The organism is Orientia tsutsugamushi str. Boryong, assembly GCF_000063545.1.
Taxonomy (GTDB): Bacteria; Pseudomonadota; Alphaproteobacteria; order Rickettsiales; family Rickettsiaceae; genus Orientia; species Orientia tsutsugamushi_C.
The window spans coordinates 1409817-1436614 of the sequence record NC_009488.1 but is presented as its reverse complement, the minus strand read 5'-3'; the positions used below and the strand labels follow the sequence as shown (position 1 = coordinate 1436614).

Genomic DNA, 26798 nt, shown 5'->3' with positions numbered 1-26798 from the left:
ATGAGCAGATTATTAATGTTTATGATATTAATTAGTCATTTATCCACTGTTGATGCTTCACCAACAAGATTTTTATGGTACAATGATAAACATGGTCATGAGCTTGATGACTCTGCTGCTAATTCTAAGTTGATGAGTAGGCCTCATGACCAGAGAATCGAGGAATTAAAGGAGCGATTTAATCGAGCTTAGCGTATAGCGCTGGATAATCCAACGCTCGAAAATGTGATTACAGCTCAAAGATTGCAGAAGCAAATCATGGAGAAGGCTCATAAGTTTGCTACTATGTGGCAACTAGCTACTCTACTTGATTACCAACTGATTAATGCTAATGAGCCTGCTAATAGCTTACATAGAAAGCTATATCAAGAAAAATCAGAGCAAAAAAATGATTTCAAACTCAAAAACATTGCTAAAAACTGGGGATTGATTTTGCAAGTTAAACAAGATTGCTTGCTCTGTAAGGCCTTTATGCCTATTGTTCAGTGCTTTGCTAATAAATATGCATTTCAGTTGCTAGCTGTCAGTAAGAATAATGAGTTGCTTAATAAACTAAATCCTAAGCATATTGTACCTGTATTATATTCAGTAGCTAGCGATGGTAAAAAAATATATGCAGTAGCTAGAGGCATAATCTCTGAAGATAAAATTATCGACAATATTCTAGCAATCGATAGATATTATCATAAGTTGGAGACTACATGAGCACCAAAATCAGAGTTTATGCCATTACAATGCTATTATTGCTACAAGCTCCAGTATCACTAGCTTGGAATATCGAAAACGTATTTCAAGGAATGAGTGTTAATGTTACTAGAGCTGGATCATATCAGGATCAAGCGGCTGGATATTATGCGGCTGGCGGATTATCTGCCAGAACAAGCCAAACATCATTTCAGCCATTTGCTATAACTCCACCATCTTTAAACATGAGCTGTAGCGGTATTGATGCCTATCTTGGTAGCTTCTCTGTTATTTCTGGAGAAGAATTAGTTCAATTGATGAAAAACATTGGTTCTCAAGCTAAAGTCTATGCTTTTTCATTAGGATTAAAAACCTTTGCTCCTCAAATTGAGAATGCTCTCAAAGACTTACGTAATCTAGCAATGGAGATGAATCAATTTGCTAAGGGAGATTGCAAATTAACAAAAGCATTATTTGCTACAGCTTTACCAAGAAACTCAGCTATGAGAGAAGCTGTTTGCCGTGATATACAGTCACAAAGCGGGTTTGATTATTTTGCTGCTGGTAAAAAATGTCGTAATTATTTAGATCAAAAACAAGCTCTGCGACAAGCACAAAATAAGGATTCAGAGTTATGCTGGATGATTATAACATCTTCACTAAAGCAGCAGCAAAGGTTGGAATACCATCAAATATGCGTGATTCAATCATGTCTATGACTGGCACTATCGTGGTTACAAACAATAATGTGTACTTTTTTGACTCCTTAGCTCAGGATGAAAAAAGTTGGATTAGTCATTTAAAAGGTGGAGAATCAGCTTCAATTTACAGCTGTGATAGTGTTAGTTGCCTGCATCCAAGCCTACAACGAAATATCACAATATCACCAGAGCAGTCTTATGCAGGTAAAGCTAAGCAAAAATTGACTGATCTAAAAAATAAGTTTGATAAGAATTCTGAATATAGCAACTCTGAAATAGCCTTTTTATCTTCGATTGGAGATATATTTCCAATTTATGATTATATCACATTAGAAGCTATTTCTGGAGTCACAATTTTAGAGATCTCATCAGAATTAATAGCTAGCTATACATTAGTTCAGCATTTGAAGGAAGTAATCACCGAAATACGTAGAGCCGTTACTTCACTAGGTGCTAAGCAAGTTTCGAATGAACATTTAGAAAGATATTTGAAGGAATTGAATCGAGTACAACTTTTTGCAAATGAAAAATGGACTAGCCTACAAACCGATGCAAGTCGAATAGATAAAAGGGCTAGATTAATAGAGCAGCATTTAATAGCGAAGGAGAAAAGTTAATGGATTACGTAATATACACATTTGGTGGTGGAGATCTGTTATGGCATGTGTTTAATGGCATAGGCAGAGGTCTTTGCTTCAAATAGCGAATACTTCACTCCAGTGGGTCACTTAGCCTTGACTATTGGTGGCATATGGGCTGCTACTAGGGCTATTTTTAGAGGAAATATCGGCATCTTTGCTATGGGAATGGTTTTTTCCATCGATATTTATTTTTACGCTGTTATTTGCCCCCAAATCTACTGTTTGGCTGAAGGATGAAGTATCAATGAGTGCGCCAGTAAAGGTTGATAATATTCCCATAAGTATTGCAATGTTTGCTTCTCTTTCATCGCAAACGAGTTACTTTGTATCTAAAATTGATGACTTTTTTGCTAAAAATGCTGAATTAGTCTTGTCTGAAGCGTTGAAGCTATATCAGGATGACAAAGATATCATAAAACTAATTCATACAATCATTTACTCTGATAATAGACAATTTGTAAAAGCTTTTAGAAACACCGCTGTATCAGGCATTATAAGCGAAAGCGCGCCTGAAACTTCTGCGGGAATTCAATCTACTCTTGGAAAGAATATTACTTCGCTACAATATTTAAAGCCTGGAGGTAATTTTAGCATCAAGGAATGGTTTAGTAATTCTGCTGAAACTGGATGGCTATTTATCACAGCTACTCCAAGTCAAAGAGCTACTTTACAGCCACTTATTTCAGCATGGATAAGTATAGCTATCAAAGCTTTGATGTGTAGAAATCCTAATCATGATAACAAAAACATATGGTTTATACTTGATGAACTGCCAGCTCTACAAAAAGTTTCATCTTTACCAGTTGCTTTAGCTGAAAGTAGAAAGTATGGAGGCTGCTTTGTTGCTGGGTTGCAGAACATTCATCAATTAGAAGCAATATATGGTTCTGCTGAATGTGCTTCTATGCTTGATTTGTTTAATAGACCTCTTTCGAAACTGGTTAAGGTAGTTCAAAATTATAAATGCCAGAGATCAAATTAAATCTAAGACCGAATCTTTTACGTCTATTTCGATATTTGTCAGCAATAATTTTGAACCGTTTTAGCATAGCAATAACGTTTTCATTGACAACTCTTTTTCCTGCTAACCTACGATTATTCTTTTTATCATTTTTAGTTAAAGGATTTTTCTTGCTTTTTTTCTTTGGTAATGCAGAATTATTGCGAATTTTTTGTATACCTTGATATCCTGTATCAGTAATCGCTTTAATCTTAGGATGGATAAGAATTTTGGATTCCTTAAATAATCTAAAGTCATGTTTTTTACCGTTAGAAAAATCTGTACATATTACTTGGTGCGTTTTCTTGTCTACCACTATTTGAGTTTTTAGTGTATGCTTTTTCTTCTTTCCTGAATAATAGAATTTTTATTTTTTTTTAGGTCCTTCTATAGGACTCTCAGTAGCACCAATCAAGACTACTTCATAATTCATATCGCTATTCATTAGACTTCTTTCGAAACTATACAATGATGTAAAATGGTATTATAAAAATCTGATTTGAAGTAATAATGAAATTAGATCAGATTAAAGAGTTAAAGGATGAAAAATTTCGTCGATTAACAGTAGTAAGGAAGGGAACATTCTCAAAGATGGTGGATATTTTGAGGAAAGCTGATGGTGTTAAGAAATCAAAAGGAGGGCGTAAAAATAAGCTCAATTTGGAGGAACAGTTATTGATGGCCTTAGAATACCTTAGAGAATACCGTACTTATTTTCATATAGGTCAGAACTATGGGATTAGTGAAAGTTCAGCATATAAAGCTGTAAAATGGGTAGAAGACACCTTAGTTAAACACCCAAACTTTGCTCTTCCAGGTCGTAAAGCTCTAATGAATAGCGATATGAATTATGAAGTAGTCTTGATTGGTGCTACTGAGAGTCCTATAGAAGGACCTAAAAAAAAATAAAAATTCTATTATTCAGGAAAGAAGAAAAAGCATACACTAAAAACTCAAATAGTGGTAGACAAGAAAACGCACCAAGTAATATGTACAGATTTTTCTAACGGTAAAAAACATGACTTTAGATTATTTAAGGAATCCAAAATTCTTATCCATCCTAAGATTAAAGCGATTACTGATACAGGATATCAAGGTATACAAAAAATTCGCAATAATTCTGCATTACCAAAGAAAAAAAGCAAGAAAAATCCTTTAACTAAAAATGATAAAAAGAATAATCGTAGGTTAGCAGGAAAAAGAGTTGTCAATGAAAACGTTATTGCTATGCTAAAACGGTTCAAAATTATTGCTGACAAATATCGAAATAGACGTAAAAGATTTGGTCTTAGATTTAATTTGATCTCTGGCATTTATAATTTTGAACTACCTTAACCAGTTTCGAAAGAGGTCTATTAGAGCTTTACGACCTGGAAGAGCAAAGTTTGGGTGTTTAACTAAGGTGTCTTCTACCCATTTTACAGCTTTATATGCTGAACTTTCACTAATCCCATAGTTCTGACCTATATGAAAATAAGTACGGTATTCTCTAAGGCCATCAATAACTGTTCCTCCAAATTGAGCTTATTTTTACGCCCTCCTTTTGATTTCTTAACACCATCAGCTTTCCTCAAAATATCCACCATCTTTGAGAATGTTCCCTTCCTTACTACTGTTAATCGACGAAATTTTTCATCCTTTAACTCTTTAATCTGATCTAATTTCATTATTACTTCAAATCAGATTTTTATAACACCATTTTACATCATTGTATAGTTTCGAAAGAAGTCTAATGATTACCAAATTTGATATTATGGATCTTTGAAAGCAATAACTTACGACAGGCTATAAGCAATGATATGAAGTTATCAGGAAAGTGTAATATGGGAAATTCTTACAGTTACGTTTAACATGGTGTGTGATGGAAGCTTGGATAACTAAACTCTGCGCCTTCACTCGCCCTTACCTTAGTGTATTGAGTATTGCAACATTTCTTTGTTACACTACATCTACTTAATTTAGACTAAAGCTTAACATCTGAATATGTATAGTCATTTACAATGAAGTTTGCATATAATATTCTGAAAAGGAAATGGCAAAATCATATAGCCAAGACTTTTGAGATAAAGTAATGAAATGTGTTAATTGAGGAAAAAGTTGTAATGCTACCTCAGTAAAATTTGATATAGCAGCAAACACAGTAAGAAATTGGTATAAAAGATATAAATCAGAAGGTCATTATAAAGAAAGAGATCGTCTTGGCAAAAAAGGGAAAATATATAAGATAGAATTTGAAAAATACGTTTTGCTAAATCTAAATGTAACTCTTGCACAAGCGGGAAAGCATTTTAAAATTTCAATAAGAGGAGCAAGTTATTACATGAAAAAATTTGGCTATAGTTATAAAAAAAACGTTGACCTACATGGAAGCAAAACCAGAAATAAGAGAAAAATATCAACAAGTGATAAGTTCTATACTCAAGGAAAACTTAGTATACATAGATGAAAGTGGCATTGGAATGTCCATATGCAAGGATAGATGGTCGAGCAAAAAAGGAACTCATGTTAGCAGCAATAAGAGTGGTAAATATTATGAACGTACAAATATTATAGCTGGTTATGTTAATAATAAATCAATTGCACCTATGATATTCAATGGTTCGTGTAATACAAGATTATTTGAAGCTTGGGTGGAGCAGTTATTACTTAAGGAATTAAACCTGCTCAGTTCGTAGTAATGGATAATGCAGCATTTCATAAATCAAACAAAACTAAAGAGTTAATAGAGTCTGTTGGTTGTATAGTTATTTTTTTGCCATCTTATTCTCCAGATTTAAATCCGATAGAGAAATTTTGGGCTAATATGATGCGGTGTATTAGACATCAAATTACTCAATTTGTTAAATCCTATGATGCTATTGTCTCTTTTTTTATGCTCAAACCTCATTGTAAATGACTATAAAGTAAAACTATAAACTACTTATAGTATATTATATTTAACATAACCATTGCAAAAGAACAATAAACTTGTTAAAGTAGCTTATGTAGTTGCTATAATACAAAACTTATAGCACAAAAAGATTATAAATTTTTTATGGCAGATATATTACAAGAGATTAAAGACTCTGATCGTTATCAAAGGTGCTTGCTATACTACAAAAAATTTCTACTAATAGTTTTTAGCTCGTCGCTTTTTATAACAGCAGCAATGATGATAAATAATTTCTATAATGCAAGACAAGAGGCTTATTATCAAAAAATAACTGATATATTCATTGAATCCATTGATCAAGATTCCAATAACTCTGATCTAATAGTTCAAAGCTTAGAAAAATTTTTATTATCTAATTATAATACTAAAGTTCAAGAGCTAGCTCATATTCAATTATTAGCTCATAAAATTAAGGTTGGTAGTTTTACTGAAGTAAAACAGTTAGCAAATGAGATTTTAGCAATGAAAAGTTATAGTAATTTTACTAAAGCATATGTGAGATTAAATCTATTAGCTATGGCTATTGATGTTAAGCAAAATGATGATAATAATAGTAATTATGATTCTCAAATTAAATTAATCGAACAGCTCTTTTCAGAATTTAGTCCAAGTATGCCGTTTTGGTCTATTGCTTCAATTTATTACGCTATTTGGGCTCATGAAAATGGCGATGATAATAAAGCTGTACAGTATTTAGAAGCAGTAATAAGAAGTAAATATTCTTCCTGGAATTTAAAGTCTCAGGCTAAGATGTTAAAACAAAATTATGAAATTAATATGTAGAATTAAAAGCTACAATTAAACAATAAAAATTAAGTAAAATAAAATATAGGTTTGTGTTTATGAATAAAAAGTTGGCTTTATTGTCTTTACTATCTTTAATATTGTCAAGTTCTACTGTTCAAAATGTTGAGCCGTTATCTAATCTGCCAAAGATTGAATCAGAAATTGGAGATAACAAAGTAATATTACCAATGTTAAAACATATAAGTAATTGGAATAATAATATAGATCCTATAAATGCTAGCAGTAATAATTTTGCTGTTAAAGAATTTATTGTGTTTAATAAACTGAAGTTAGCTGATAATATATCTGCTCCACCTGTCGTTATACAAGATAAGCTCTTTATACTAAATAATTATGCTCAAGTAAGTTGTTACGATTTAAATGGTATGAAGAAAGTTTGGGCAAAAAAATTAGAGCCTCAGCACAGAAACAATAAAAGATTTGGTGGAGGAAGTATATTATTTAATGATGGAAAACTTTATATTAGTTATGGTAGTAGAGATATAGTTATACTTAATGCTAGTAATGGAGATGAAGTTTTAAGTAAACGGTTACCTGATATAATTAAAGCACCGCCATTAATACATAATAATTTAATGTTAGTTTTAACAGTAAATAAACAACTATATTGTATCAATCTAACAAATGCAGATATTATATGGATGCATCAAGGAGCACAAGAGGCACTTATTTGTAATAGCTTAATTGCTCCAATAATAAGAGGTAATTTGGTTATCGTAAGTTATTCTTCAGATCAAATTGTAGGTTTAAATTTAGAAAATGGAAGGTTAGTATGGTCAACAAGTTTAGGTAAAAGCACAGTAGAAGAGAAAAATTCTTGGGACACATTTTCATTGTCTAATTTAGTTTCTCAGCCTATCATTAATAATGATATACTATATATAGCAAACGAAGAGGTTATAGAAGCTCACAGGTTTGATGCTGTTGACAAAGAAAATCAGAATGGGCAAAAAGCTGTTATGCAGTGGAGTAAAAGTATTACTGGTATTAGCAATTTTAATTTAATTGGTAATACATTATTCATTACAACCATTGATGGAAAATTGTTAGCTGTATCAGCTGATAATGGTAACATTAACTGGGTAATAAATTTATATGGTAGTAACAAAGATAAATCTAGCACAAAAAATGGTAAGAGTAATAAAAATCTACTTTCTAGTATTAAAAACAAGCTTGTAAAATTAGGGTCAAGTAATACACAGTATGCTCTTTCACCTATAGCGATAAATAACAATATAGTAGTAGTTAGTAAGTACCAATGTTTAGTAATTTCTCCAAGTGATGGTCAAATACTATCTCGTATACCTATTAATAGAAATCCCAAATTCTTTGCTGTGTCAGATAAATTATATATTTTTGGCGAAAGTTATGTTAATAGTAGTAGATAGAATACGAGCAAATTAGTTTAACCACTGTTATGTATTCTAAGCGGAGATGTTTTTTATACATTAAATATAGTCTCAATTAAGAACATTTATTTAATAAACGCATATCTTTAAAAATAGACAGATCACTCTTATTAGCTTTGGTAATTTAAACTGTAGTTATTTCACTTTTATTATTAGAACTATAGTTTGATATAATTAAGAGATCAGAAGGAAGAAGAGATAAGATGAGGATTAAGTTTAGAGATAGAATAACTAGCAAGAGAAGCAATTATATGAACAAAGAAATTAAGAGGAGAACGGTGTCTCTAGTATGCTCTAAAAGCATATGTTTTTTTAGTACATTAAAGACAGACTCAATTAAAGAACGTTTATTTAATAACCGATTATCTTGTATGTCCAATAAATATGTTTTCATATCTTTACGAAGATTAGTAAATAAACGTAGACCATTGGTCAGCAGTTGATGAAATAACTCTTTAGATATGTAAGCTTTATCACCAAACAATTTACCAGATAAGACTTTAGAAATAACTGAAGCTATAGATAGGTCGCTTTTATTGCTTTTAGTAATTTTAACTGACATTATTTCGCCTTTATTATTGATTATATCATATACTGGATTTAGAAGATTTTATTTAGTAATAAACATTGGTGGCATATATTATAAGATAAAAATAGGAACTTCACCAGATCTGACTATAACAGAGGCTAGGAAGAAGGTAATGAAGTTGAAAAAGGCCATTGCTAACGGAATAAATACAATGGATGAAAGACGGAAGATAAATAAAGAAAGGAGAGAAAAAAGACATAAGAGACTTGAATTACAGAATGAACTAACATTCGGACAGGTGCATGAAAAATATACTGAATATAGTAGTATTTATCATGAAAAAAGTTGGAAGAAAACCTATGTAATGGTAAAGAGTTATACAGCACCTTTCTACCATACAAAGATATCTGAGATTACCGTAGAAGATATTCAGAAGCTTTTTGACGAAAAAACAGCCAAAAAACATGTGTAACAGCAAACGATATTCTTATGAAATTAAGCCCTATAACAGAATCGCAAAAGCGAGCAGAACGAGCAGGAAAAATTTTTACATTTATAAGTTTATTAACTGCAGCACGTAAAAGTAATGTATCAGGAATGAGATGTGAAAGAGATAAGATTTGAAGAGAAAATATGGCATATACCAAAAAACTAAGAGTAAAAGTGGAAAGACACTATATATAGGATTAGCTGATGCATTAATAACAATATTGAAATACCTAAAGCAAGAAACAAATAGTGAATGGGTATTGCCAAGCCCAAGAGATAATAGCAAACACTGGTCAAATGTGGCAATACAATGCGCATGGGATAAAATTCGCAAAAAAGCTAGAATGCCAGATGTAACAATACATGATCTTAGAAGAACGTTTGCAACTTGGTCGATAAATAATGGAGAGGAACTACAGACAATAGCTGAAATGTTAGGGCATAGTCGTATTTCAACAGCTGAAATTTATACTAAAATTAGTGTAGATAAGGTAAAAGCAGCTATAAATAAAGTTGTAAACAATATATTAACAAGTGATAATGCTAATACTGAACTAGACAAGATAATACCTGAAAACACTACCTATAAGCAAAATTGGCTTTCTAAGGCAGATAGTATCAGTATGAAGACTTATATATGTTTGGCATAAAAATTTTTTTCAACCTATTTTCAACCTTTTGCATAAAAATTTGAGGGTAATTTGTAAAAAAAATTATTTTCTAAAATACCTACTATAGCTGTATTTTTGGAGATGAAAAATGCGACCTGTAGTATTCGATTTTTTAACTAATAGTTGTAATATTATTAAAAAAAAACAGTAACAATAATGACACAATATTTTATAACTTTATTGGAAATATCATTCCGCCAGAATGGAGAAAGCTAACTGGAGATAATGGAAAAGCATTAAGCAAGACATCTAAACAGCTTTTATCATTTATAGTATTTAGACTATATATCTATTACAACAAAGATATAGATGAATTACAGGAAAGTTATCAGCTTTATGAGGATAAGCTAAATGTTTGTCAGAGAAGAGTTAGGCAATGCTTAGTAGAATTAAGAGATGCAGGTTTTATTGAAGTTGAAAATAGGACAATCATTAAAGACAATGTTAAGTTACGTAATGTTCCTTGCATAAAACTTCTAAAAAATTTTCAGCACTATAGTGAAAAAGGAAAAGAAGAAAATATAGCCTTACCAGAAAAAAAATTTTCGTCCCAACATGAAAGAAATTTCAGGTCAACCTGAAACTTTTTTCAGAGACATATATAGATAAAAATAAAATATCTAAAAGATCTAGCTAAAAACTGAGGATTAATTTTACAAGTTAAACAAGATTGCTTGCTCTGTAAAGCCTTTATTCCTATTGTTCAGAACTTTGCTAATAAATATGCATTTTAGTTGCTAGCCGTCAGTAAGAATAATGAGTTGCTGAATAAACTAAACCCTAAGCATGTTGTACCTGTGTTATATCTAGTAGCTAGCGATGGTAAGAAAATATATTCAGTAGCTAGAGGCATAATCTCTGATGATAAAATTATCGACAATATTAGACCTCGTTCGAAACTGGTTAAGGTAGTTCAAAATTATTGCTGATAAATGTCGAAATAGACGTAAAAGATTCGGTCTGTGCGTCAAGAAAAGGTGAATTAATCTTACTGGTGAAAGTCCAGTTATGGAAGGAGAAGCTAGATCCACCATATAGCGAGTCTTGTGCTGCTGAAGGTAACGACAGTAGTAAAGCGTAGACAGTGAAACATTCGAGCCGAAACCAAATGGTGAACGTGATAGCCCTGAAAGTGAGATGTAGTGGAAGCCGATATGTTAGACTACATAGTAGGCAAAAGAAGATTGGAGGTCAAACTAGTAAAAATCCAAAAATTTTCAACCACCGGGGTCACAGGCGTCAGCGAGTTTGTAAAGATTAATGACACAACTTGAGAAGTCCTTATAACTCTTACGTAATTAAGTAAGTATTCAAAGTACAAGTGATGCTTTGGAGATGGTGTAAGGATGGCTGAGTTAGCCATAGTAGTGATGAAATCCAGTAATGTGGGTGGAGCCCGAAGGGTTAGCAGAAAAGTAAGAACGTAAGAGGGAAACAATGGCTGTACACAGCATAGACAGAAATACATGGTTAACGAAACTTGAGCGTATAAAGTTGCTATCATCGAAAAATCAAGACATAAAGTTTAATAATCTAAATCAAGACATAAAGTTTAATAATCTTGGACATATCATTGATTTAAAGATGTGCTATAGGAAAAATTGGTCTTCTAAGGCAGATAGTATAAGTATGAAGATTTATATATGTTTGGCATAAAAATTTTTTTCAACCTATTTTCAACCTTTTGAACAAAAATTTGACTGTAATTTTATAAAAAAATTATTTTCTAAAACACCTACTATAGCTGTATTTTTGGAGATGAAAAATGCGCCCTGTAGTAATAGTTGTAATATTATTAAAAATAATAGTAACAATAATGACACAATATTTTATAACTTTATTGGAAATATCATTCCACCAGAATGGAGAAAGCTAAGTGGAGATAATGGAAAAGCATTAAGTAAAACATCTAAACAGCTTTTATCATTCATAGTATTTAGACTACATATCTATTACAACAAAGATATAGATGAATTACAGGAAAGTTATCAACTTTTATGAAGATAAAGCTGAATGTTGGTCAAAGAAGAGTTAGGCAATGCTTAGTAGAATTAAGAGATGCAGGTTTTATTGAAGTTGAAAATAGGACAATAATTAAAGACAATGTTAAGTTACGTAATGTTCCTTGCATAAAAATTCTGAAAAATTTTCAGCACTATAGTGAAAAAGGAAAAGAAGAAAATATAGCCTTACCAGAAAAAAAATTTCGTCCCAACATGAAAGAAATTTCAGGTCAACCTGAAACTTTTTTCAGGGACATATATAGATATATAAAAAAAATCTAAAATATCTAGATCTACTGAAGGTGAGTTAGTAGAGAATAACAAAAATGAAAATGAAGAACAAAATTTTCAAAATGTTGATGATTTTGAAAATGATATACGGACTTCAACTAAAAATCGCAATAAAGACATTGAATCACTAATAACAAAGATTCTCAAGTCTTCGAATGGTAAAAAAGAATGGTTCAAAAGGTACAGGCTAGAAGACTTTTACCCAACTAACACCAGAAGATGTAGTTACACTGCAACATAAGTCTGATAGAGGTTTTAACATATACTTTATCAACAAATTACTATTAAAGCTAGCAGATCAATATTCGAATTATCATTTTGGCGGTAAGGCATCAGTTCTAAACTATATGGCAAAAGCGTTAGCAAATGAATTACGAACTACTGATCAGGCAAATAGTGACAACTGTGGACTTGATAACGTAGAAAAATTTAATAAGGAAAAATATCTTGCGCAAATTGAAACAAGGACAAATCTTAGTAAGGAAAGCCAGTTGAAGCATAAAATTGCTGGTTCTTTTGAAGCAGCTATGGCTTATCAAATTTTGACTTCTTGTAGTTTTGGGCCAGCAGTTCGAACTAAGTTTTTTGTTAAGTTGCTTAAAAATATTACACTAACAGAATGTGATAGATCAAAGATATTACAAGCTGTACAAGATGTATATGGATACGACAAGAATTACAAGTTACACCATTTGAGCAACTCAAAACTGTTTCACAGAAACAAATCAATGAAGAAGAGTATCTCTTGAATCTGAGTAAACAATTGGACTCCAACTCAACTTGGTACAAAGTACGAAAATACATACTTCAACATTACAAATATGAGCAAGTTATTGATAAAATATGGTTTAGTAAATTAAAAGTTGTAAATGAAGATAATGTTAATAAAAAAATATTCATTAAAGCAAAAACAGAATTTGAAGATAGTTACATCAGAGGAAATTATCTGAAAGATTTTGAGTACGCTTTTAAAGCTCAAGGGTTTTCTTTTGAGTTAGTTAAGTTCGAATAATTTTAATAAAATTTAAAGAGTGATATGGAAAAAGATCTTGCAAAGATTGCTCCAAATAATATTTAAGCAGAGCAAATGATACTTGGGGCAATTCTGATTAACAATCGTGCGCTATATAACATTAACGAATTTTTACTGCCGGAACATTTTTATGAACCATTACATGGTAAAATATATAAGTCAATTAATCTCATTATTAGTAAAGGAATTAGTGCTACTGTAATTTCGCTCAAAAATATGCTAGGCAATGAACTCGCATTTGAGGAAATAGGTGGAGTAGATTATCTAGCTAAACTTACAACTTTAGCATTAAGTATAGTTAATGTTAATGAATACGGCAAAATAGTATATGATCTCGCACTGCGGCGTTATTTAATTGAAATTGCAGAAAAAATAGCAACGAATGCATATTCTTCTACTTTAGCAGATACAGCTATCAGTAAGATCGAAACTGCTGAATCTCAATTATATGATCTAGCTTCAAGAGGAACTTTAAGTCAAGGATTTATAAAATTATAAACTTCAATTGAAGAATCATGGACATCAATTTCATCTGCTATTAAAAATAAAAACTCTATTAACGGTATTAGTAGTGGACTACCTGACCTTGATTCAAAGCTTGGAGGATTTAAAAATTCTGACCTAATAATATTAGCTGGCAGGCCCTCAATGGGTAAAACTGCTTTAGGAGTTAACTTAGCAATAAATGCTTGTAAATATTTTCTTACTCAAAAAAATACTAAAGATAATGTACCATCAGTTGGCTTCTTTTCTTTAGAAATGTCATCTCAGCAAATCTCTACTCGAATTCTTTCTATAGAATCTGAAATTAATAGCTCTGCATTATTTAACGGTAAAATAGGTGAACAAGATGTTGATAAGTTAAAGACTGTACAAAATGAAATACAAAAGTGGAATTTTTTTATAGATGATGCTCCTGCAATCTCAATATCAGCAATTAGATCACGAGCTCGTAGACTTAAACGCACTCATAATTTAGCAATATTATTTATTGATTATTTGCAGTTAATTAAGATTGATTCAAATAGAAGTCAATATAATAGAGTAAATGAAATTTCTGAAATTACTCAAAGCCTAAAAGCACTTGCAAAAGAACTTAATATTCCAATAATTGCATTATCACAATTATCTAGAGCTGTTGAACAAAGGCCTGATAAAAAGCCGTTGCTATCAGATCTAAGAGAATCAGGCTCCATTGAACAGGATGCCGATATTGTAATGCTTATATATCGTGACGAATATTACTTATCTAGATCAGAGCCAGCTCCTGGAACGCCAGAATATACGGAATGGATTGCTAAACAAGATAGATGTCATAATACTGCTGAAATAATTGTTGCTAAACACCGTAATGGGCCAGTTGGTACAGTGAAGTTACACTATACTAATCAGTATTCTAAATTTGGCAATATTGTTAAAAACTCTCAGCAAGGTTAATAAACACTAGATTATGCATAAATGAAAAAATGCTGGTCCAAAAAAAAAAATTACAGCAAAATTTTACTCATTAACACCAGAGATATACAACTTAAGGTTAGTTCGTGATAACTGAATCAAAAATTTTATAATTTAATTTGCTTCTTTTCCAGTTTTTATCTGGGATTGGAGTATACAAAAAGTTTGAATTATGGTATAATTTATTAATAACCATTTAGAGATGGAAAATGATAGATTTTTATAGTGAGAGCTTAATAAATAAGCTGCTCAGAACCAACGTAAGATTTAACACCAAAATTGATCTTGATAAAGTTGAAAGAGCAATACTTTACGCTAAAAAATATCATGGCCAGCAAAAGAGAGATACTGGAGAACTATACTATACACATCCATTGAAAGTAGCTCACATGGTATCAGACCACAGCTTTGAAACAGATACAATAGATTAATTCTAGGAAATAGAATTGACAAAAAGTATAATTAACATTAACTTTATAAAAATATTAAATTAGATAGATACTGATATGAGTATTTTAAAATCACTTTTACAACCGTGTTATGCTGTTATATTAGCATTCGTTGTATTATCTTCACCATCAATATGTACAGCGAATAATAATGTAAACTTCAATACTTCTAAAGTTAGTATTGATACTTCACAATTCTATATAAAATTTTCAACTGGTATTGCTACTAACTACGATACATTAGAAGCTGGAATTGGTTATAGATTAGATCGGCACAGAATGGATATAAGATTAGGATTTATTGGGCATCACAACTGTAGAGATAACTTTGTTCAAGGAAATTATTATTACAATATAATTGAAGGTAACAAAGCATCAATTTTTGTTACAGGTGGCCTAGTATCAGTTTTCAATGGTGATAGTGGTACTGGTATAGATGTAGGAGTTGGTACAACAATAAACTTATCAAGAGATACATATTTAGACATTGAATGTAGCACAATGGCTAACTATAGACCACTTCCTATTCATATACGTTTTGGATGGCGGGTTCACATTTAATAACTAATAAGTTTTATAGTTGGTAATTATTAGCCCATTAACGAGATTGCGTTGTTCATTAATTGAGTATGTAACTCCAATATGAGTGATGAAGAGGTCTTTGTATAAAGCTTTAATAAAGGTAGTGTTATTATTTGAAAGCATAATTTTAACACCTTTATTGTTGAGTTCATAAACAAAATCTCGTAGTCTGATTTGCTCTTTTTCATCAAATGGGACTCTAGTGTAGAACCTTTCTCCTGATTGGTGGTAAGGAGGATCGAAATAAACAAAGTCATTTTGTTGAGGCCCTATAAATGAAAAATCCATTGCGCAAATTGATACATCGGTTAAAAGTTTACTACATTTGTTTATTCTAGAGCAAATATGAAGCTTAAGATATTACTTATCAGAAAATGTTTGAGCGGATGTGCCGTCTCTGTTTAGCCTATAAATTCCCCTAAAGGAATATTTATTAAGATATATAAATTTTGCAGTAATATCGTTAGGATCATTACTATAATAATTGTCCCTTATTTTATAGTAATAATTTTCAGAATGGTTTTTGTGATATAGATTTAGTAATCTATTAACCTCATTTGGATTCTTTTTTACAGCGTTATAACTAGTAATTAAGTTGAGATTAATATCAGACAAAAAACATTGTTTAAACAGATGCCTAACTTGAAAAAATAAAGCCCCACCTCCAAGGAATGGTTCATAGTAATTATAGTATGGCCCTGAAGGAAGATGCTTTATTAGTTTAGCAACAATTCTCCTTTTGCCTCCAACCCAGTGAAGAAAAGGCTTTGGTTCATTAGAAATTGCTATTGACACAAGAATTTTTGATTAATTAAATCTCTACTATGAATTATAGTAGAAAATAAGCCTTAAAGCTAGTAATAATAACTGCTGCAGAGCTTTTTTTATAAATCTTTTTTGAATGATGTTTTTGAAGCTAGAGATACAATGTGATAATTTCGCATCTACTTTAAAAAAGATGAAAAAATTTTTCATAATTATGACAAAAAGTCATGTACTGATAAAAATCAAAATGATACTGTATACCTGATATTATCTGAGATTCAAGATTTAGATAATATTTAGCTAGAGGTTATTTCATTAAAACTTCATAATCTGCTATTAAAGGTACAAATGAATCTCTAGCTACACTTTAATTACTACTTCAAATAGCAAAAGTAATGCTATGATTATTAGTTATAAGAATAACAATAAACAAAAAAAATCTAAAAATACGCTATCTCCATAGCTACGTTTTACATTTTGCTAATGGCCTAATTATTTTAGGCTATCTCAATTTATAACTCAAGATTAATAATAAATATATAATTGTTAAATATTATGCGGGGTTTTAAAGAGTAAAGTATGCATATACAAGTCTTAAGCGCAGCAAAACACTTGTTCTATCGAATGTTTAACCTATACAAACAAAATAAAGCAACACAAATTTTTTCAGTTTCACAGGAAAAATGGTTTGCTTTTTTTAATGACTTGCATAGTCATACAGAACAAAAAAATTTAATACAAATTTTAATAACATGAGTTCGATATAAGAAATATAAAACCTTAGGCATAATAAGTGTAAAAAGAGCTATAATGCTTACTATCTTTATACTTCCTTACCGTTATATCAAACTCTGGTTAGTTAACAAGAATACTATGTGTTACTATTACATAATTAAATTGAGGCTGTGCTGATAACATAGCGCAATAAGTGACTACTCTTCAGGCTGATCTACATGCGGTATAGCATTTTAGTTTCATCTTTACTTAATAAAAAGCAGTTTATATCCAGTCAGGTATTTCATTATGGTTAGGAAGCTTTTCAAATACCAATTCTTCAGCTTCTGTTAACATAATCTCATTGTAGCTGTCAATATTACTATTAGTTAAGTCATGTTGTTGGTTTTCAGGTGTCAATCTAATCAGCTCTGTAATGTTTTCAGGAAATTTTGCAGGTTGAGGAATATCTTCCAATACCCATACGTCTATTACCAAGTCTTGATCTTCTGTTACCAGAAACTCATTGTCGCTGTCAATATTACTATTAGTTAAGTCATGTTGTTGGTTTTCAGATGTCAATCTAATCAGCTCTGTAATGTTTTCAGGCCATTTTTCAGATTGAGGAATATCTTCCAATACCCATACGTCTATTACCAAGTCTTCAGCTTCTCTTACCAGAAACTCATTGTTGCTGTCAATATTACTATTAGTTAAGTCATGTTGTTGGTTTTCAGATGTCAATCTAATCTGCTCTGTAATGTTTTCAGAAAATTTTGCAGGTTGAGGAATATCTTTCAATACCCGTCCGTCTATTACTAAGTCTGCAGCTTCTGTTAACATAATCTCATTGTCGCTGTCAATATTACTATTAGTTAAGTCGTGTTGTTGGTTTTCAAGTATCAATCTAAGCTGCTCTGTAATGTTTTCAGACAATTTTTCAGATTGAGGTAGATTGTCTTCAGATAGCAATCCAGCATCTCGCAGGTCAACTTCTATTTGATCTTCTATATCAGTTAGGTCATAATATAAATCAGATTGTATTGACTGAATGTCACTATTGCTTTTTCCATTTTCACTTTCAATTTCACTTTCAGTATCAATTTCAGTTTCAGCTTCCATGTAACTCAAATCATAATATTGATCAGATTGCATTAACTGAATGTCAGTGTTACTTTTTCCATTTTCAGTTTCACTTTCAGTATCAATTTCAGTTTCAGCTTCCATATAACTCAAGTCACAATATTGATCAGATTGTATTGACTGAATGTCACTGTTGCTTTTTCCATTTTCAGTCTCAATGTCTGTTTTCATGGCAATGAAATTAGGCTGTTGTGTTTTATGTTTTTCTATAAATGTAACCATTTTACTACTTAAGCTTGTAAAAAAATTCTTATTTAGATGATTTAGTTCTATAAGATGATTTATTTCAGATTTCATTTTTGTAACTGCATTTTTGCCTGATTCATCAAACTTGAAATTGTAAATATCTTCTATACAACTATTAACATCTGAGAACTCATCTGCCATATCAATATGTCCATCTCCTTCAGTGCGCATAATAAAAAAACATGCAAATTTGTGTATAAATGGTTTTATACATTCTATAAAACATTCAACCAAGTATTCTTCTTCAAATCGCTGTGTTAATTCTGTTTTTAAAATATCGATTGCGCCTGAAGTTATATTTTGTAGTGAAGATTGTGTTATATGTGACAAAACTTTTAAGCAAAAAATTCCTTTATACAGATTCTGAGTATCTGTTGTTAGCTTTGTTATATTATTTTTAATAGTCTTTTGTAATTTATTATCGTTAAAAAAGTTGGCAAAATTTGATGCTATAAGCTTTGGTTTATCAGACTGTGATTCTTGATTTATAAGCCATTCAGCCATTCTTTCGCTTACTTCTTCAACGCAACCATACTTTGTAAAATATTCCTTAAACAGTGGAGTTAATTTGGTTATTAATTTTTGTTTTACAAGTTGCTGATCATACGGCGTTAAGTACGCAATTGCATATTTTATATTAAAGTCTGATGTTTTTATGGTTTGAGTCATAATGAACAACTTTCGCTGGACATATTCCTGTTGTTCAATTTTAGCTTCTATATTTGTATGAGCATTTTCTATATACTCAAGGATAAAATTTGCCATATATCGTTACCTTATAGTTTAAAGTTTTTTTATATATATTATGAATAATTAAAAAACGCAACTAAAAAGTTAAGAAATGTTAAGATTAGGATCTGATTTATCACAAGTTCGATATAAGTAAAATAATGAGAAGTAGGAAGAATAAGAGTTACAGTGATAGATTTACAAAAAAATAAAAAAAGATAAAACTAAAGAAGAAATATAAATACGGATAGAATAACTCTAAAAAACAAGAAGAACTACTATGATTTCTATAGTTAAGTTTTTTTCCTAATAGAGAATTTCAGTAAGCATTTAAACAAAAGAAGTACAAAAATACATATGTTACGCCATACATAAGTATTAAAAGAGATATAACACTTATTCTTCTTAAGTTTTGCTGTATTTCTTATACCTAACTTATATTTAAACAGTTGTTTAACAGAGCAGTATTACAACTTAAGAAGCTCTTAAACGCCAGATTATTAGGATAATGGAAAGCATGAAAGGTATAATATAGAAGGCATACAAAAAACAGTCAATTATTAAGAATGGATATTATAAATGCATATTTGCTAGAAATATTAGAGCAGTAAATGTTAAATGCATAGTTCTAAATTAAGATTGTATTTAATGTAGTGTATTAAACGTTATAACAAAATATTTTTCTTTGCAGAACTGTTAGATTATACCTTTCATACTTTTCTTTATCCTAAGCTTGTGTCTTAATTCTATAGAGAAAAAAGATTTTGACTTAGTTAATACAGCGCTTGATTTTTATATTTTAGATATTATAGGTCGTTTTAAAGACGTGTTTGAACCTGATGTTTAAGTTAAGAGCAAATAAGATAAGTCCAGAACTTTTTCAATTAATATACTAAATTATCAAAGTCCTTTTATAACTCAGGATCAATTGTATATCTCATTTTGAAAGATATTTTGCTTTTTTCAGATGTAAATGACAATGCGATAATTTCGCATCAATGTGTAATATTATGAAAAAAAATTTCATAAATATAACAAAAAGTCATGTACTGATAAAAATCGAAATGATACTGTATACCTGATATTATCTGAGATTTAAGATTTAGATAATATTCTGATAGAGATTAAAACTTAAACCGCAAAATTTTCTTTTTAATCTCTAGGAAGCAATTTAACAACTTAAATAGCAGGAGAATTCTATGCCTATTGAAGACGAAGGTCAAAATAAAATCAATAAATTAACCGAAAAATTATCTACAGAAGGAATTAATAGCACAACAATAAAACAGGTAGATGCAGAATTGCAAAAACTATACTGTCAGCTGGAAAAATCTGGGCAAGTAAGCATAAAACTCATAGATTGGATACAATATTTTAGGCGAATCGTAAATAACTATGATAAAAAAAAGATAAATATAATAGCTTCTCTGAATGGAATAATTTTTTTATTTAGACAATACATAGCATCAACAAATATAAGGATTGAAACATTTAACATAGAATCACTAATAAATAATACTGTTATCAGAATGAGGAAAAATTTTGAAAATGAGAATATAAATCTAAATGTTCAAAATGATATAAAGACAGTTCTGATTGGAGATAGTTTTCGAATAAAAGCAGTAATAAGCCAGTTAATTGGTAGTGCTATTATAAATAGTAGTAAGCATAGCAAGATTACTATTAACATCAATCAGTATTCAGAAATATTACAATTTACAGTACAAAATATAGTACTAAGCCCTTCTAAAGAAAAATTAGAAAGAATAAATTCCGAACTAGAGAATTTGAATTTGGTAACATATCAAGAACTAGGAGAAGGATTAGCATTTATTAAACATCTTATACATCAGCTAAAAGGAAGGCTAAGAGCAAAAGAGGAAAATAATTACATAACTTTTGCATTTGAAGTTCCAATAACTAGTTTTAACTCTTCTTTTGGCGAATGTTATGAAAAAAAAATAAGTAACCAATGGATAGTACAAATCCCTTCAATGCTAATTACGTTGGTAAATGGAGAAAGGGAGAATATCGATGAATATATAGAGATAATAACAAAGTTAAGAAAAGCTAAGTATCAGGTCGAGGTAGCTGAATCATTGAAAGAATATTGTGTGAATCTGATACAGAATATCAAATATAGATTTAATATTGCAACTAGTGAAATTGTAAGGCTAGCAAGCGAGATCATGTTAAGTGATTCAAAAAATAAAGATAAGCTGAAAACAATATTAAATCGATCAGCAAATCTCCAAGAGTACTGTAACGATGTAGTTTACACGCTTAGAAGCGAAATTGAGAATGAAAATTTATGTTTAAAAAAATTTAGCATACAAAAGTTAGTAAAGGATGCTGTCAGGAGACTAGAAGACATTGCAAAAGAGAAAGATATAAAAATCAATTACAATTTTCAGTACAAAATGAAGGATATTGTGATTGGAAATAATGATCACTTACAAGCTATATTAAGTCAATTAATAGGAAGCGTCATTAGATTTAATCACAGCTACAAGGTTATAATTACAGTTCATTTGTTTACTGTAAAAAATTATATAAAAAGCGATAACATACTACAATTTAGAATACACGATAAAGGAAGCGGTATTTCAAAAGAAAAATTAGGGAATATAAAAGCTAAATTAGCTGATTTTGACTTGGTAAGAGACTGTCCGCTAATGCTTGAATCAGGATTATGGTTTGTAAATTACCTTATTAATCAACTTAATGGAGAAATGGAAATAGAGAGTGAAAAAGACAAGTTTACAACCATTACTTGCAATATTCCAGTACAACTTTTTTAATCAAATTAATTCGCTTCTTTTACAGTTTTTATCTGAGATTGAAGTATATAAAAAGTTTAATTTATTGTATAATTTATTAAAGATTATTTAGAGATGAAAAATGATAGACTTTTATAGCGAAAGCTTACTAAATAAGCTGTTTGAAACCAACGTAAGATTTAATACTGAAATTGATCTTGATAAAGTTGAAAAAGCTATATTTTATGCCCAAAAATATCATGGTCAGCAAAAGCGAGATACTGGAGAACTATACTACACACATCAATTAGAAGTAGCTTATATGGTATCAGACTACAGCTTTGAAACTGATACAATTATTACAGCAATACTACATGATACACTCGAAGACACAACACTAACCAAAGAAATAATAAGTCAAGAATTTGGTAATAATATTGCAGAACAGGTTTCAGACCTCACCAGAATTAAGGATAATCAAAAAATCAGTTCTGGAGAAATGATTCAAACATTTTATAGGCAAAATAAAATAGAACTATTATTAATTAAGCTTTTCGATCGATTCCATAATATTCAGACTGTATCAATAAAACCTTATGAAAAAAGACAAAAAATCGTCATTGAAACTCAGCAAGAATTTATACCTCTTGCTCAATACCTTAAACTACCAGAGATTGCCATAGAGCTAAATAAATACTGTGAGCTTTATGCTAGTTAGAATGCAAACTTTTTCTAACTAGCATACATAGCATTATATATTTGCAAAATGGAGCATTGCTGCTTGAAATACATATACTATCGTTCTGGATCATCAATTAATAATATATCACCTACAAAATCTCTAAATTGATCAATATCTAAAACACTAATGCTACTTTCACTGTGATGGATGCATTTGCTACTTTCATTGTGATTCATGCATTGTTGAGTAAAAAAATCATCTAATTGTTTCTGTAAATTTTCACTGTGACTATTGTATACAATAGCTAGGCTAGATTTGTAAGGTTTGAACCGTAGAGATACATAATAATACTTCTCTACTATTAATCTTAGTGTATTAAAAGTAAAACTTACTTGTGTATATAATACATTTTGTTTGCTTTGGTCTTCACAAAAGTATTCTAAGGATATAGGAAGATCATCTTGAGTACTACGTATAACCCTAATTGTTTCTGTTTCAGTATTACGAAGCTGCACAATTTTATCTTGAATGCATCGATATGTGCTGTTATTCCATCCAAGCAAGAACAAAATATTATAACCTCCATGGTTAAATATACAATTGTAAACTAATTTTGTTAGCTCAGCTAAATTATTGCTGTTAGGTAAGATTTGAATAGAATCACTAGTATCACTGATTCGCATAACCACCATATATATTTAAAATTGCATTACACTCCTGGTTTATAAATTACATTAGCTGAATTATCAAGCTGTGTTTGTTGTATAAGTATTAAAAAACTAATACACAAGCTCAAGTTTATACTGAACATTAAGAAGGCCATTCTTTAAGGCCTCAATGTCCTTAACATTGCTGCACCATTCTTGACGAAAGCTATTCCATTTTAAGCCATGAAGGCGAATGTAGCGCTTAGTGTTTTCATCTGGTTCAGAGGAAAATTTTAAAATCACAGCAGCTTTATTTTGCTGTTCCTTATCAAAAATATTTTTACCGATTGTAGTCCAATGATTCTGAACATTTGGATGTTGTGTTAAAGTTTCTTTTAGTGAAACAATTGCACCAAATAAAGTGTTTGTCTGTAAGTGATCAAGCTTAGCCTTAGCGACTAGTCCACCCATTTCGATAAGACGTCGAGTACGCATTTTACGTTCTTTGATTTTGAGGTTAACCTCATCCATGATTAGCTTAGCTTTTTTTGTTGGAGAGTAATTTTTTGCTGCATAAGATTTGCCATGTTAGTAATTCAGAAAGATAAAAAAATCAGGCAAGAATATATCAAAATAAAATTCCAGTAAAGAAAAAAACCGCACCTGCCAAACCAACATCAAATAATTATAGTCAAAAAAACGTGAATTCAGGTTAGAAGCTTCATTAAAGAATAAGCTTATACGCAATATGTAAACTTGAAAGTTTACTGCTAAAAAATGGGTGCCAATTAGCCGATTGAGTGTTAAAAAAAGCAGTTTGTACTGGCAAAATCAAAAAACTCATGCTAACCTGAAACTCAGGTGAGGATTGGAGTTGAAATGGCAATACAGTTTGCAAGGATTGAATTTTTAAGTAGAATCAAAGGAGGAGATAGTTGTCGTAAGGCAGCGTATAATGCAAGAACTATTGTTAAAAACGAGAAGACAAATGTAAGTTATAACTTCTCTTGTAAAAAAGATAACGTATATCATACAGTGCTGATACCAGCTTATGTAAATCAAAAATTCAAGAATGTCCAAACAATTAATGAATGAGGTTGAACAAACAGAAAAACGAAGAAACAGTCAGCTATTGAAGGATATCGTAATAGCACTGCCAGACGATAAGGAATTGAATTTAGAGCATAGAATAGAAATAACTCATCAAATAGTTGATGCAATGGGGGAATGGGTGCAAAATGGTCTTGGAGTACAGATAGACATTCATAAGCCTCATAGAGGAGATAAAAACTGGCATGCGCATATATTGGTTACTACAAGAAGATTTAGAGAAGATGGAACTGGTTTAGGAGATAAAGCAGTAAATTTAAACCCCAAATGCAGAACAGTTAATGGCAAAAAGTTTGTTATTCGAGATTCCGAGATGATTCATGAAAAAGTGAAGGAAATAATTAATGCATATTTTGCTAAATTAGGCTTATCAAATAGAGTTGATAAGATAAGTGCAGTACCGCAAGAGCATATTGGCCCTACTAGAATTAGGGGTTTAATTAATGAAGTTGCAAATGAAAATGAGTTACGTAAAGAGGCTAATTTAAAAATTATTAAGGATGTTGATGTAATAACGGATGCTATAACACATTACAAATCTATTTTTACTAAGCAGGATATTGAAAAAGCAGTAAAAGATATACCAGACCTAACAGAAAGGGGAATGTTAGTTCAGCAAGTGTTCAGTTCAAATAGAATACTAGAGTTATATCATGATGATGGTGAAAGTAGCAAATATTTTACTACAACTGATGTTAGAGACGAGGAAGTAAGAATAATAAGAATAGCTAATAAAATCAATAATCAAGTTTATTACAACGATATTTACAATCTTAAAAGTGATATAGAAGGTCTAGCAAATGTTAGTGAAGAACAGAAACAAGCTCTAAGGCATATTTTGCTTAGCACTAGTGGAGTTAGAGTACTAAGAGGAAGAGCTGGAACAGGTAAATCCACTGTTTTAGCAAAAGCATATAAAATTGCAACAAATCGTGGACAAAATGTTATTGGACTTGCTCCTACTCATAAAGCGGTATCAGAGCTGAGGAGCAAAGGTTATAAGGAAGTCTATACAGTAAAAGGATTTTTGTATAATCGAAAAAAAAAATTTTTATGCAAAATAGGTTAATAGTAGTAGATGAAGCTGGAATGGTTGCTACTAGAGAATATGCAGAGCTGTTTAGAGTAGTTAGAAACAATAATTGTCAACTGATACTTGCTGGAGATGAAAAGCAGTTAGCTTCAATAGAAAGAGGCGGAATGTTTGAGATGCTGAGTAATATTTTCAGTTCACATGTTTTAGTGAATATTCGAAGACAAAGTGAAAACTGGAGTAGAGAAGCAGCAACAAAGTTTGCTGAGAGTAATATTTTAAGCGGTATAACATTACTGAGACAAAATAAATGTATTAAGTTTGATAATACGTTGCAGGACTCAATGAGTAAGTTAAGATACAACTGGAGTCTAAGCAAGTTTAAGCTACATGAAAAATTGGTAATTACAGTACGTAATAAAGAGGTAGACATTCTTAATTCAAGTATTAGATCTTTGTTAAAAGCTAATGGCACGCTACAAGGCACAGAATATAGGCGTTCAATAGCTGGAAGGAAAGAGTCCTACATGGCTGGAGATCGAATTGTATTTCAAAAAAGCGATAAGGATTTACAAATACAAAATAGTGAATTTGCAACTTTAACTTCGGTTAATAAAAATGAATTTGTAGCTAAGACAGATGCAGGACAAGATGTGAGTTTTGACCCAAGCAAAATACAATTTAAACATGGTTATGCAAGTACTGTTTATAAGGCCCAGGGAGCTTCTATAAAAGATGTATACGTTTTACATAATGGAGTAAGTAATATAAGCAGCTCATACGTAGCTATGACAAGGCATATAGAGAAATTACAGCTATATTGCAATAAGGAAGCAACTAGAAGCATTAACAGCTTAATAAATCAGCTTAGCAGACCAAATGATAAATCAGCAAGCATAAACTTAAAAACTAATGAAGATTTAAATAAAGAAAATCCAACTATTTTAAGTAAAATTTGTGGTTGGTTTAAGTCTATAGTAACTGATGTAGGAGACAGATTTCATAAAAACGCTAAATATTATCAGTACGATAAAAAACCAGAGCAATTAGCTGACATTAAGATCGAACAACCTAATATAGTTAATGATATAAGAAAATCAGAAATAAGTCCAAATAATGAATTAAAGGCTACAAAGACCGCAAACGATATTTCAACTACAGAAAAAATCAACACAAAGCCTGAACAACAAAATCCAAGAATTAGTATTCGAAGGTAAAATGAGCTGCATAGAGCAGCTCAAGGGTAATAAAAATACGACTTTGCTAAGCAGAATGCGAAAGTCCTGAAACTTAG

At 30.7% G+C, this 26798-nt stretch carries 21 protein-coding genes and 13 pseudogenes; 27 read left to right on the top strand and 7 right to left on the bottom strand.

The features are described from left to right. The 3 pseudogenes from OTBS_RS06875 to OTBS_RS06865 form a co-directional block, all read left to right on the top strand. Window positions 1–705: pseudogene (locus OTBS_RS06875) on the top strand (conjugal transfer protein TraF). Next, window positions 702–2002, top strand: a pseudogene (locus tag OTBS_RS06870) (conjugal transfer protein TraH). Before OTBS_RS06875 ends, OTBS_RS06870 begins: the two co-directional pseudogenes overlap by 4 nt. Then, window positions 2002–2945: pseudogene (locus tag OTBS_RS06865) on the top strand (type IV secretion system DNA-binding domain-containing protein); the annotation flags it as partial. The pseudogenes OTBS_RS06870 and OTBS_RS06865, both read left to right, overlap by 1 nt. Before the next feature lie 22 nt (window positions 2946–2967). On the opposite strand, the pseudogene OTBS_RS06860 reads toward OTBS_RS06865, so the two are convergent. Beyond that, window positions 2968–3480, bottom strand: a pseudogene (locus OTBS_RS06860) (transposase family protein); the annotation flags it as partial. Between the two features lie 56 nt (window positions 3481–3536). Here OTBS_RS06860 and OTBS_RS12770 point away from each other — a divergent pair. Next, window positions 3537–4361: pseudogene (locus OTBS_RS12770) on the top strand (IS5 family transposase). Here OTBS_RS12770 and OTBS_RS12765 read toward each other — a convergent pair. Next, window positions 4362–4693 (bottom strand): annotated as a pseudogene (locus OTBS_RS12765) (helix-turn-helix domain-containing protein); the annotation flags it as partial. It lies immediately after the preceding pseudogene. 458 nt (window positions 4694–5151) lie between these two features. On the opposite strand from OTBS_RS12765, the gene OTBS_RS16820 reads away from it, so the two are divergent. The 5 genes from OTBS_RS16820 to OTBS_RS06830 all read left to right on the top strand — a co-directional run bounded on the left by OTBS_RS16820 (window position 5152) and on the right by OTBS_RS06830 (window position 8153). Next, window positions 5152–5472, top strand: a complete 321-nt coding sequence (locus tag OTBS_RS16820; protein ID WP_232489056.1) for a hypothetical protein — start codon at window positions 5152–5154, stop codon at window positions 5470–5472. Further along, complete coding sequence (locus OTBS_RS17675; protein WP_269763923.1) at window positions 5357–5701, top strand: transposase; 345 nt, start codon at window positions 5357–5359, stop codon at window positions 5699–5701. The genes OTBS_RS16820 and OTBS_RS17675 overlap by 116 nt, the downstream gene beginning before the upstream one ends. 2 nt (window positions 5702–5703) lie before the next feature. Continuing rightward, window positions 5704–5922, top strand: a complete 219-nt coding sequence (locus OTBS_RS17670; RefSeq protein WP_050897550.1) for a transposase — start codon at window positions 5704–5706, stop codon at window positions 5920–5922. A 138-nt stretch (window positions 5923–6060) separates the two neighbouring features. Continuing rightward, window positions 6061–6741: a DUF2659 family protein gene (locus OTBS_RS06835; protein ID WP_011944906.1), complete on the top strand. Its 681-nt coding sequence runs from the start codon at window positions 6061–6063 to the stop codon at window positions 6739–6741. A gap of 59 nt (window positions 6742–6800) precedes the next feature. Next, window positions 6801–8153 (top strand): PQQ-binding-like beta-propeller repeat protein, encoded by a 1353-nt coding sequence (locus tag OTBS_RS06830; protein WP_041621300.1) that lies wholly within the window; start codon window positions 6801–6803, stop codon window positions 8151–8153. A gap of 203 nt (window positions 8154–8356) precedes the next feature. Here the strand turns inward: OTBS_RS06830 and OTBS_RS06825 are convergent. Next, window positions 8357–8760 (bottom strand): annotated as a pseudogene (locus tag OTBS_RS06825) (transposase); the annotation flags it as partial. Here OTBS_RS06825 and OTBS_RS16810 point away from each other — a divergent pair. From OTBS_RS16810 to OTBS_RS06785, 13 genes and pseudogenes are all read left to right on the top strand, one after another. Next, window positions 8711–8872: pseudogene (locus OTBS_RS16810) on the top strand (hypothetical protein); the annotation flags it as partial. The pseudogenes OTBS_RS06825 and OTBS_RS16810 sit on opposite strands and share 50 nt — an antisense overlap. A 3-nt stretch (window positions 8873–8875) precedes the next feature. Further along, window positions 8876–9175 (top strand): hypothetical protein, encoded by a 300-nt coding sequence (locus OTBS_RS16805; protein ID WP_232489072.1) that lies wholly within the window; start codon window positions 8876–8878, stop codon window positions 9173–9175. A 17-nt stretch (window positions 9176–9192) separates the two neighbouring features. Further along, the gene (locus tag OTBS_RS17665) at window positions 9193–9327 is read left to right on the top strand and encodes a hypothetical protein (protein WP_269763922.1); all 135 of its coding nucleotides are present in this window, start codon (window positions 9193–9195) and stop codon (window positions 9325–9327) included. After that, window positions 9324–9842 carry a tyrosine-type recombinase/integrase gene (locus tag OTBS_RS06815; protein WP_041621298.1) on the top strand — a complete coding sequence of 173 codons (519 nt, stop codon included), beginning with the start codon at window positions 9324–9326 and terminating at the stop codon, window positions 9840–9842. Before OTBS_RS17665 ends, OTBS_RS06815 begins: the two co-directional genes overlap by 4 nt. 641 nt (window positions 9843–10483) lie before the next feature. Continuing rightward, window positions 10484–10792, top strand: a pseudogene (gene traF, locus OTBS_RS14440) (conjugal transfer protein TraF); the annotation flags it as partial. Between the two features lie 508 nt (window positions 10793–11300). After that, entirely contained in the window at window positions 11301–11519 is a 219-nt protein-coding gene (locus OTBS_RS06805) for a hypothetical protein (RefSeq protein ID WP_011944659.1), read from the top strand. Window positions 11520–11621: 102 nt separating this feature from the next. Then, the gene (locus tag OTBS_RS17975) at window positions 11622–11864 is read left to right on the top strand and encodes a hypothetical protein (protein WP_332370164.1); all 243 of its coding nucleotides are present in this window, start codon (window positions 11622–11624) and stop codon (window positions 11862–11864) included. Next, entirely contained in the window at window positions 11861–12148 is a 288-nt protein-coding gene (locus OTBS_RS17970) for a hypothetical protein (protein WP_332370165.1), read from the top strand. Before OTBS_RS17975 ends, OTBS_RS17970 begins: the two co-directional genes overlap by 4 nt. A gap of 356 nt (window positions 12149–12504) precedes the next feature. Then, complete coding sequence (locus OTBS_RS17965) at window positions 12505–12906, top strand: hypothetical protein (protein WP_041621268.1); 402 nt, start codon at window positions 12505–12507, stop codon at window positions 12904–12906. 14 nt (window positions 12907–12920) lie between these two features. Beyond that, window positions 12921–13169: a DnaA N-terminal domain-containing protein gene (locus OTBS_RS17960; RefSeq protein ID WP_232488979.1), complete on the top strand. Its 249-nt coding sequence runs from the start codon at window positions 12921–12923 to the stop codon at window positions 13167–13169. 75 nt (window positions 13170–13244) lie between these two features. After that, a pseudogene (locus OTBS_RS06795) lies at window positions 13245–14627 on the top strand (replicative DNA helicase). A 227-nt stretch (window positions 14628–14854) separates the two neighbouring features. Beyond that, window positions 14855–15070 (top strand): annotated as a pseudogene (locus OTBS_RS10490) (bifunctional (p)ppGpp synthetase/guanosine-3',5'-bis(diphosphate) 3'-pyrophosphohydrolase); the annotation flags it as partial. A gap of 81 nt (window positions 15071–15151) precedes the next feature. Then, window positions 15152–15655, top strand: a complete 504-nt coding sequence (locus OTBS_RS06785) for a hypothetical protein (RefSeq protein WP_011944266.1) — start codon at window positions 15152–15154, stop codon at window positions 15653–15655. A gap of 3 nt (window positions 15656–15658) precedes the next feature. On the opposite strand, the pseudogene OTBS_RS06780 reads toward OTBS_RS06785, so the two are convergent. Then, window positions 15659–16471, bottom strand: a pseudogene (locus tag OTBS_RS06780) (DNA adenine methylase). Between the two features lie 969 nt (window positions 16472–17440). After that, the gene (locus OTBS_RS06775) at window positions 17441–19309 is read right to left on the bottom strand and encodes a hypothetical protein (RefSeq protein WP_011944903.1); all 1869 of its coding nucleotides are present in this window, start codon (window positions 19307–19309) and stop codon (window positions 17441–17443) included. A gap of 1163 nt (window positions 19310–20472) precedes the next feature. Between OTBS_RS06775 and OTBS_RS16795 the strand changes: the two genes are divergently transcribed. Together OTBS_RS16795 and OTBS_RS06760 are read left to right on the top strand one after the other, a co-directional pair. Continuing rightward, window positions 20473–22074, top strand: coding sequence for an ATP-binding protein (locus OTBS_RS16795; protein ID WP_011944723.1), 1602 nt, complete (start codon window positions 20473–20475; stop codon window positions 22072–22074). A 100-nt stretch (window positions 22075–22174) separates the two neighbouring features. Further along, the gene (locus tag OTBS_RS06760; protein ID WP_011944724.1) at window positions 22175–22750 is read left to right on the top strand and encodes an HD domain-containing protein; all 576 of its coding nucleotides are present in this window, start codon (window positions 22175–22177) and stop codon (window positions 22748–22750) included. 77 nt (window positions 22751–22827) lie between these two features. Here the strand turns inward: OTBS_RS06760 and OTBS_RS06755 are convergent, their stop codons facing one another. Further along, a complete protein-coding gene (locus OTBS_RS06755; RefSeq protein ID WP_011944262.1) occupies window positions 22828–23406 on the bottom strand; it encodes a hypothetical protein in 579 nt (192 codons plus the stop codon). An 87-nt stretch (window positions 23407–23493) separates the two neighbouring features. Continuing rightward, a pseudogene (locus OTBS_RS06750) lies at window positions 23494–23948 on the bottom strand (conjugal transfer protein TraD). 274 nt (window positions 23949–24222) lie between these two features. Here OTBS_RS06750 and OTBS_RS16790 point away from each other — a divergent pair. Genes OTBS_RS16790 through OTBS_RS17655 form a run of 3 tightly spaced genes read left to right on the top strand, consistent with a single transcriptional unit; the run spans window position 24223 to window position 26721 of the window. After that, entirely contained in the window at window positions 24223–24456 is a 234-nt protein-coding gene (locus OTBS_RS16790) for a hypothetical protein (protein WP_162097307.1), read from the top strand. Continuing rightward, a complete protein-coding gene (locus tag OTBS_RS17660) occupies window positions 24434–25540 on the top strand; it encodes a MobA/MobL family protein (RefSeq protein ID WP_269763921.1) in 1107 nt (368 codons plus the stop codon). Before OTBS_RS16790 ends, OTBS_RS17660 begins: the two co-directional genes overlap by 23 nt. Next, window positions 25525–26721: an ATP-dependent RecD-like DNA helicase gene (locus tag OTBS_RS17655; RefSeq protein WP_041621204.1), complete on the top strand. Its 1197-nt coding sequence runs from the start codon at window positions 25525–25527 to the stop codon at window positions 26719–26721. Before OTBS_RS17660 ends, OTBS_RS17655 begins: the two co-directional genes overlap by 16 nt. Window positions 26722–26798: the final 77 nt, after the last annotated feature.

What these genes read in the sequence shown, in the direction of transcription:
- OTBS_RS17670 (WP_050897550.1), top strand. Translation starts at nt 5,704, where the DNA reads ATGGATAATGCAGCATTTCATAAATCAAACAAAACTAAAGAGTTAATA.
- OTBS_RS06835 (WP_011944906.1), top strand. Translation starts at nt 6,061, where the DNA reads ATGGCAGATATATTACAAGAGATTAAAGACTCTGATCGTTATCAAAGG.
- OTBS_RS06830 (WP_041621300.1), top strand. Translation starts at nt 6,801, where the DNA reads ATGAATAAAAAGTTGGCTTTATTGTCTTTACTATCTTTAATATTGTCA.
- OTBS_RS16805 (WP_232489072.1), top strand. Translation starts at nt 8,876, where the DNA reads ATGAAGTTGAAAAAGGCCATTGCTAACGGAATAAATACAATGGATGAA.
- OTBS_RS17665 (WP_269763922.1), top strand. Translation starts at nt 9,193, where the DNA reads ATGAAATTAAGCCCTATAACAGAATCGCAAAAGCGAGCAGAACGAGCA.
- OTBS_RS06805 (WP_011944659.1), top strand. Translation starts at nt 11,301, where the DNA reads ATGGCTGTACACAGCATAGACAGAAATACATGGTTAACGAAACTTGAG.
- OTBS_RS17975 (WP_332370164.1), top strand. Translation starts at nt 11,622, where the DNA reads ATGAAAAATGCGCCCTGTAGTAATAGTTGTAATATTATTAAAAATAAT.
- OTBS_RS17970 (WP_332370165.1), top strand. Translation starts at nt 11,861, where the DNA reads ATGAAGATAAAGCTGAATGTTGGTCAAAGAAGAGTTAGGCAATGCTTA.
- OTBS_RS17965 (WP_041621268.1), top strand. Translation starts at nt 12,505, where the DNA reads ATGGCAAAAGCGTTAGCAAATGAATTACGAACTACTGATCAGGCAAAT.
- OTBS_RS06785 (WP_011944266.1), top strand. Translation starts at nt 15,152, where the DNA reads ATGAGTATTTTAAAATCACTTTTACAACCGTGTTATGCTGTTATATTA.
- OTBS_RS06775 (WP_011944903.1), bottom strand. Translation starts at nt 19,309, where the DNA reads ATGGCAAATTTTATCCTTGAGTATATAGAAAATGCTCATACAAATATA.
- OTBS_RS16795 (WP_011944723.1), top strand. Translation starts at nt 20,473, where the DNA reads ATGCCTATTGAAGACGAAGGTCAAAATAAAATCAATAAATTAACCGAA.
- OTBS_RS06760 (WP_011944724.1), top strand. Translation starts at nt 22,175, where the DNA reads ATGATAGACTTTTATAGCGAAAGCTTACTAAATAAGCTGTTTGAAACC.
- OTBS_RS06755 (WP_011944262.1), bottom strand. Translation starts at nt 23,406, where the DNA reads ATGGTGGTTATGCGAATCAGTGATACTAGTGATTCTATTCAAATCTTA.
- OTBS_RS17660 (WP_269763921.1), top strand. Translation starts at nt 24,434, where the DNA reads ATGTCCAAACAATTAATGAATGAGGTTGAACAAACAGAAAAACGAAGA.
- OTBS_RS17655 (WP_041621204.1), top strand. Translation starts at nt 25,525, where the DNA reads ATGCAAAATAGGTTAATAGTAGTAGATGAAGCTGGAATGGTTGCTACT.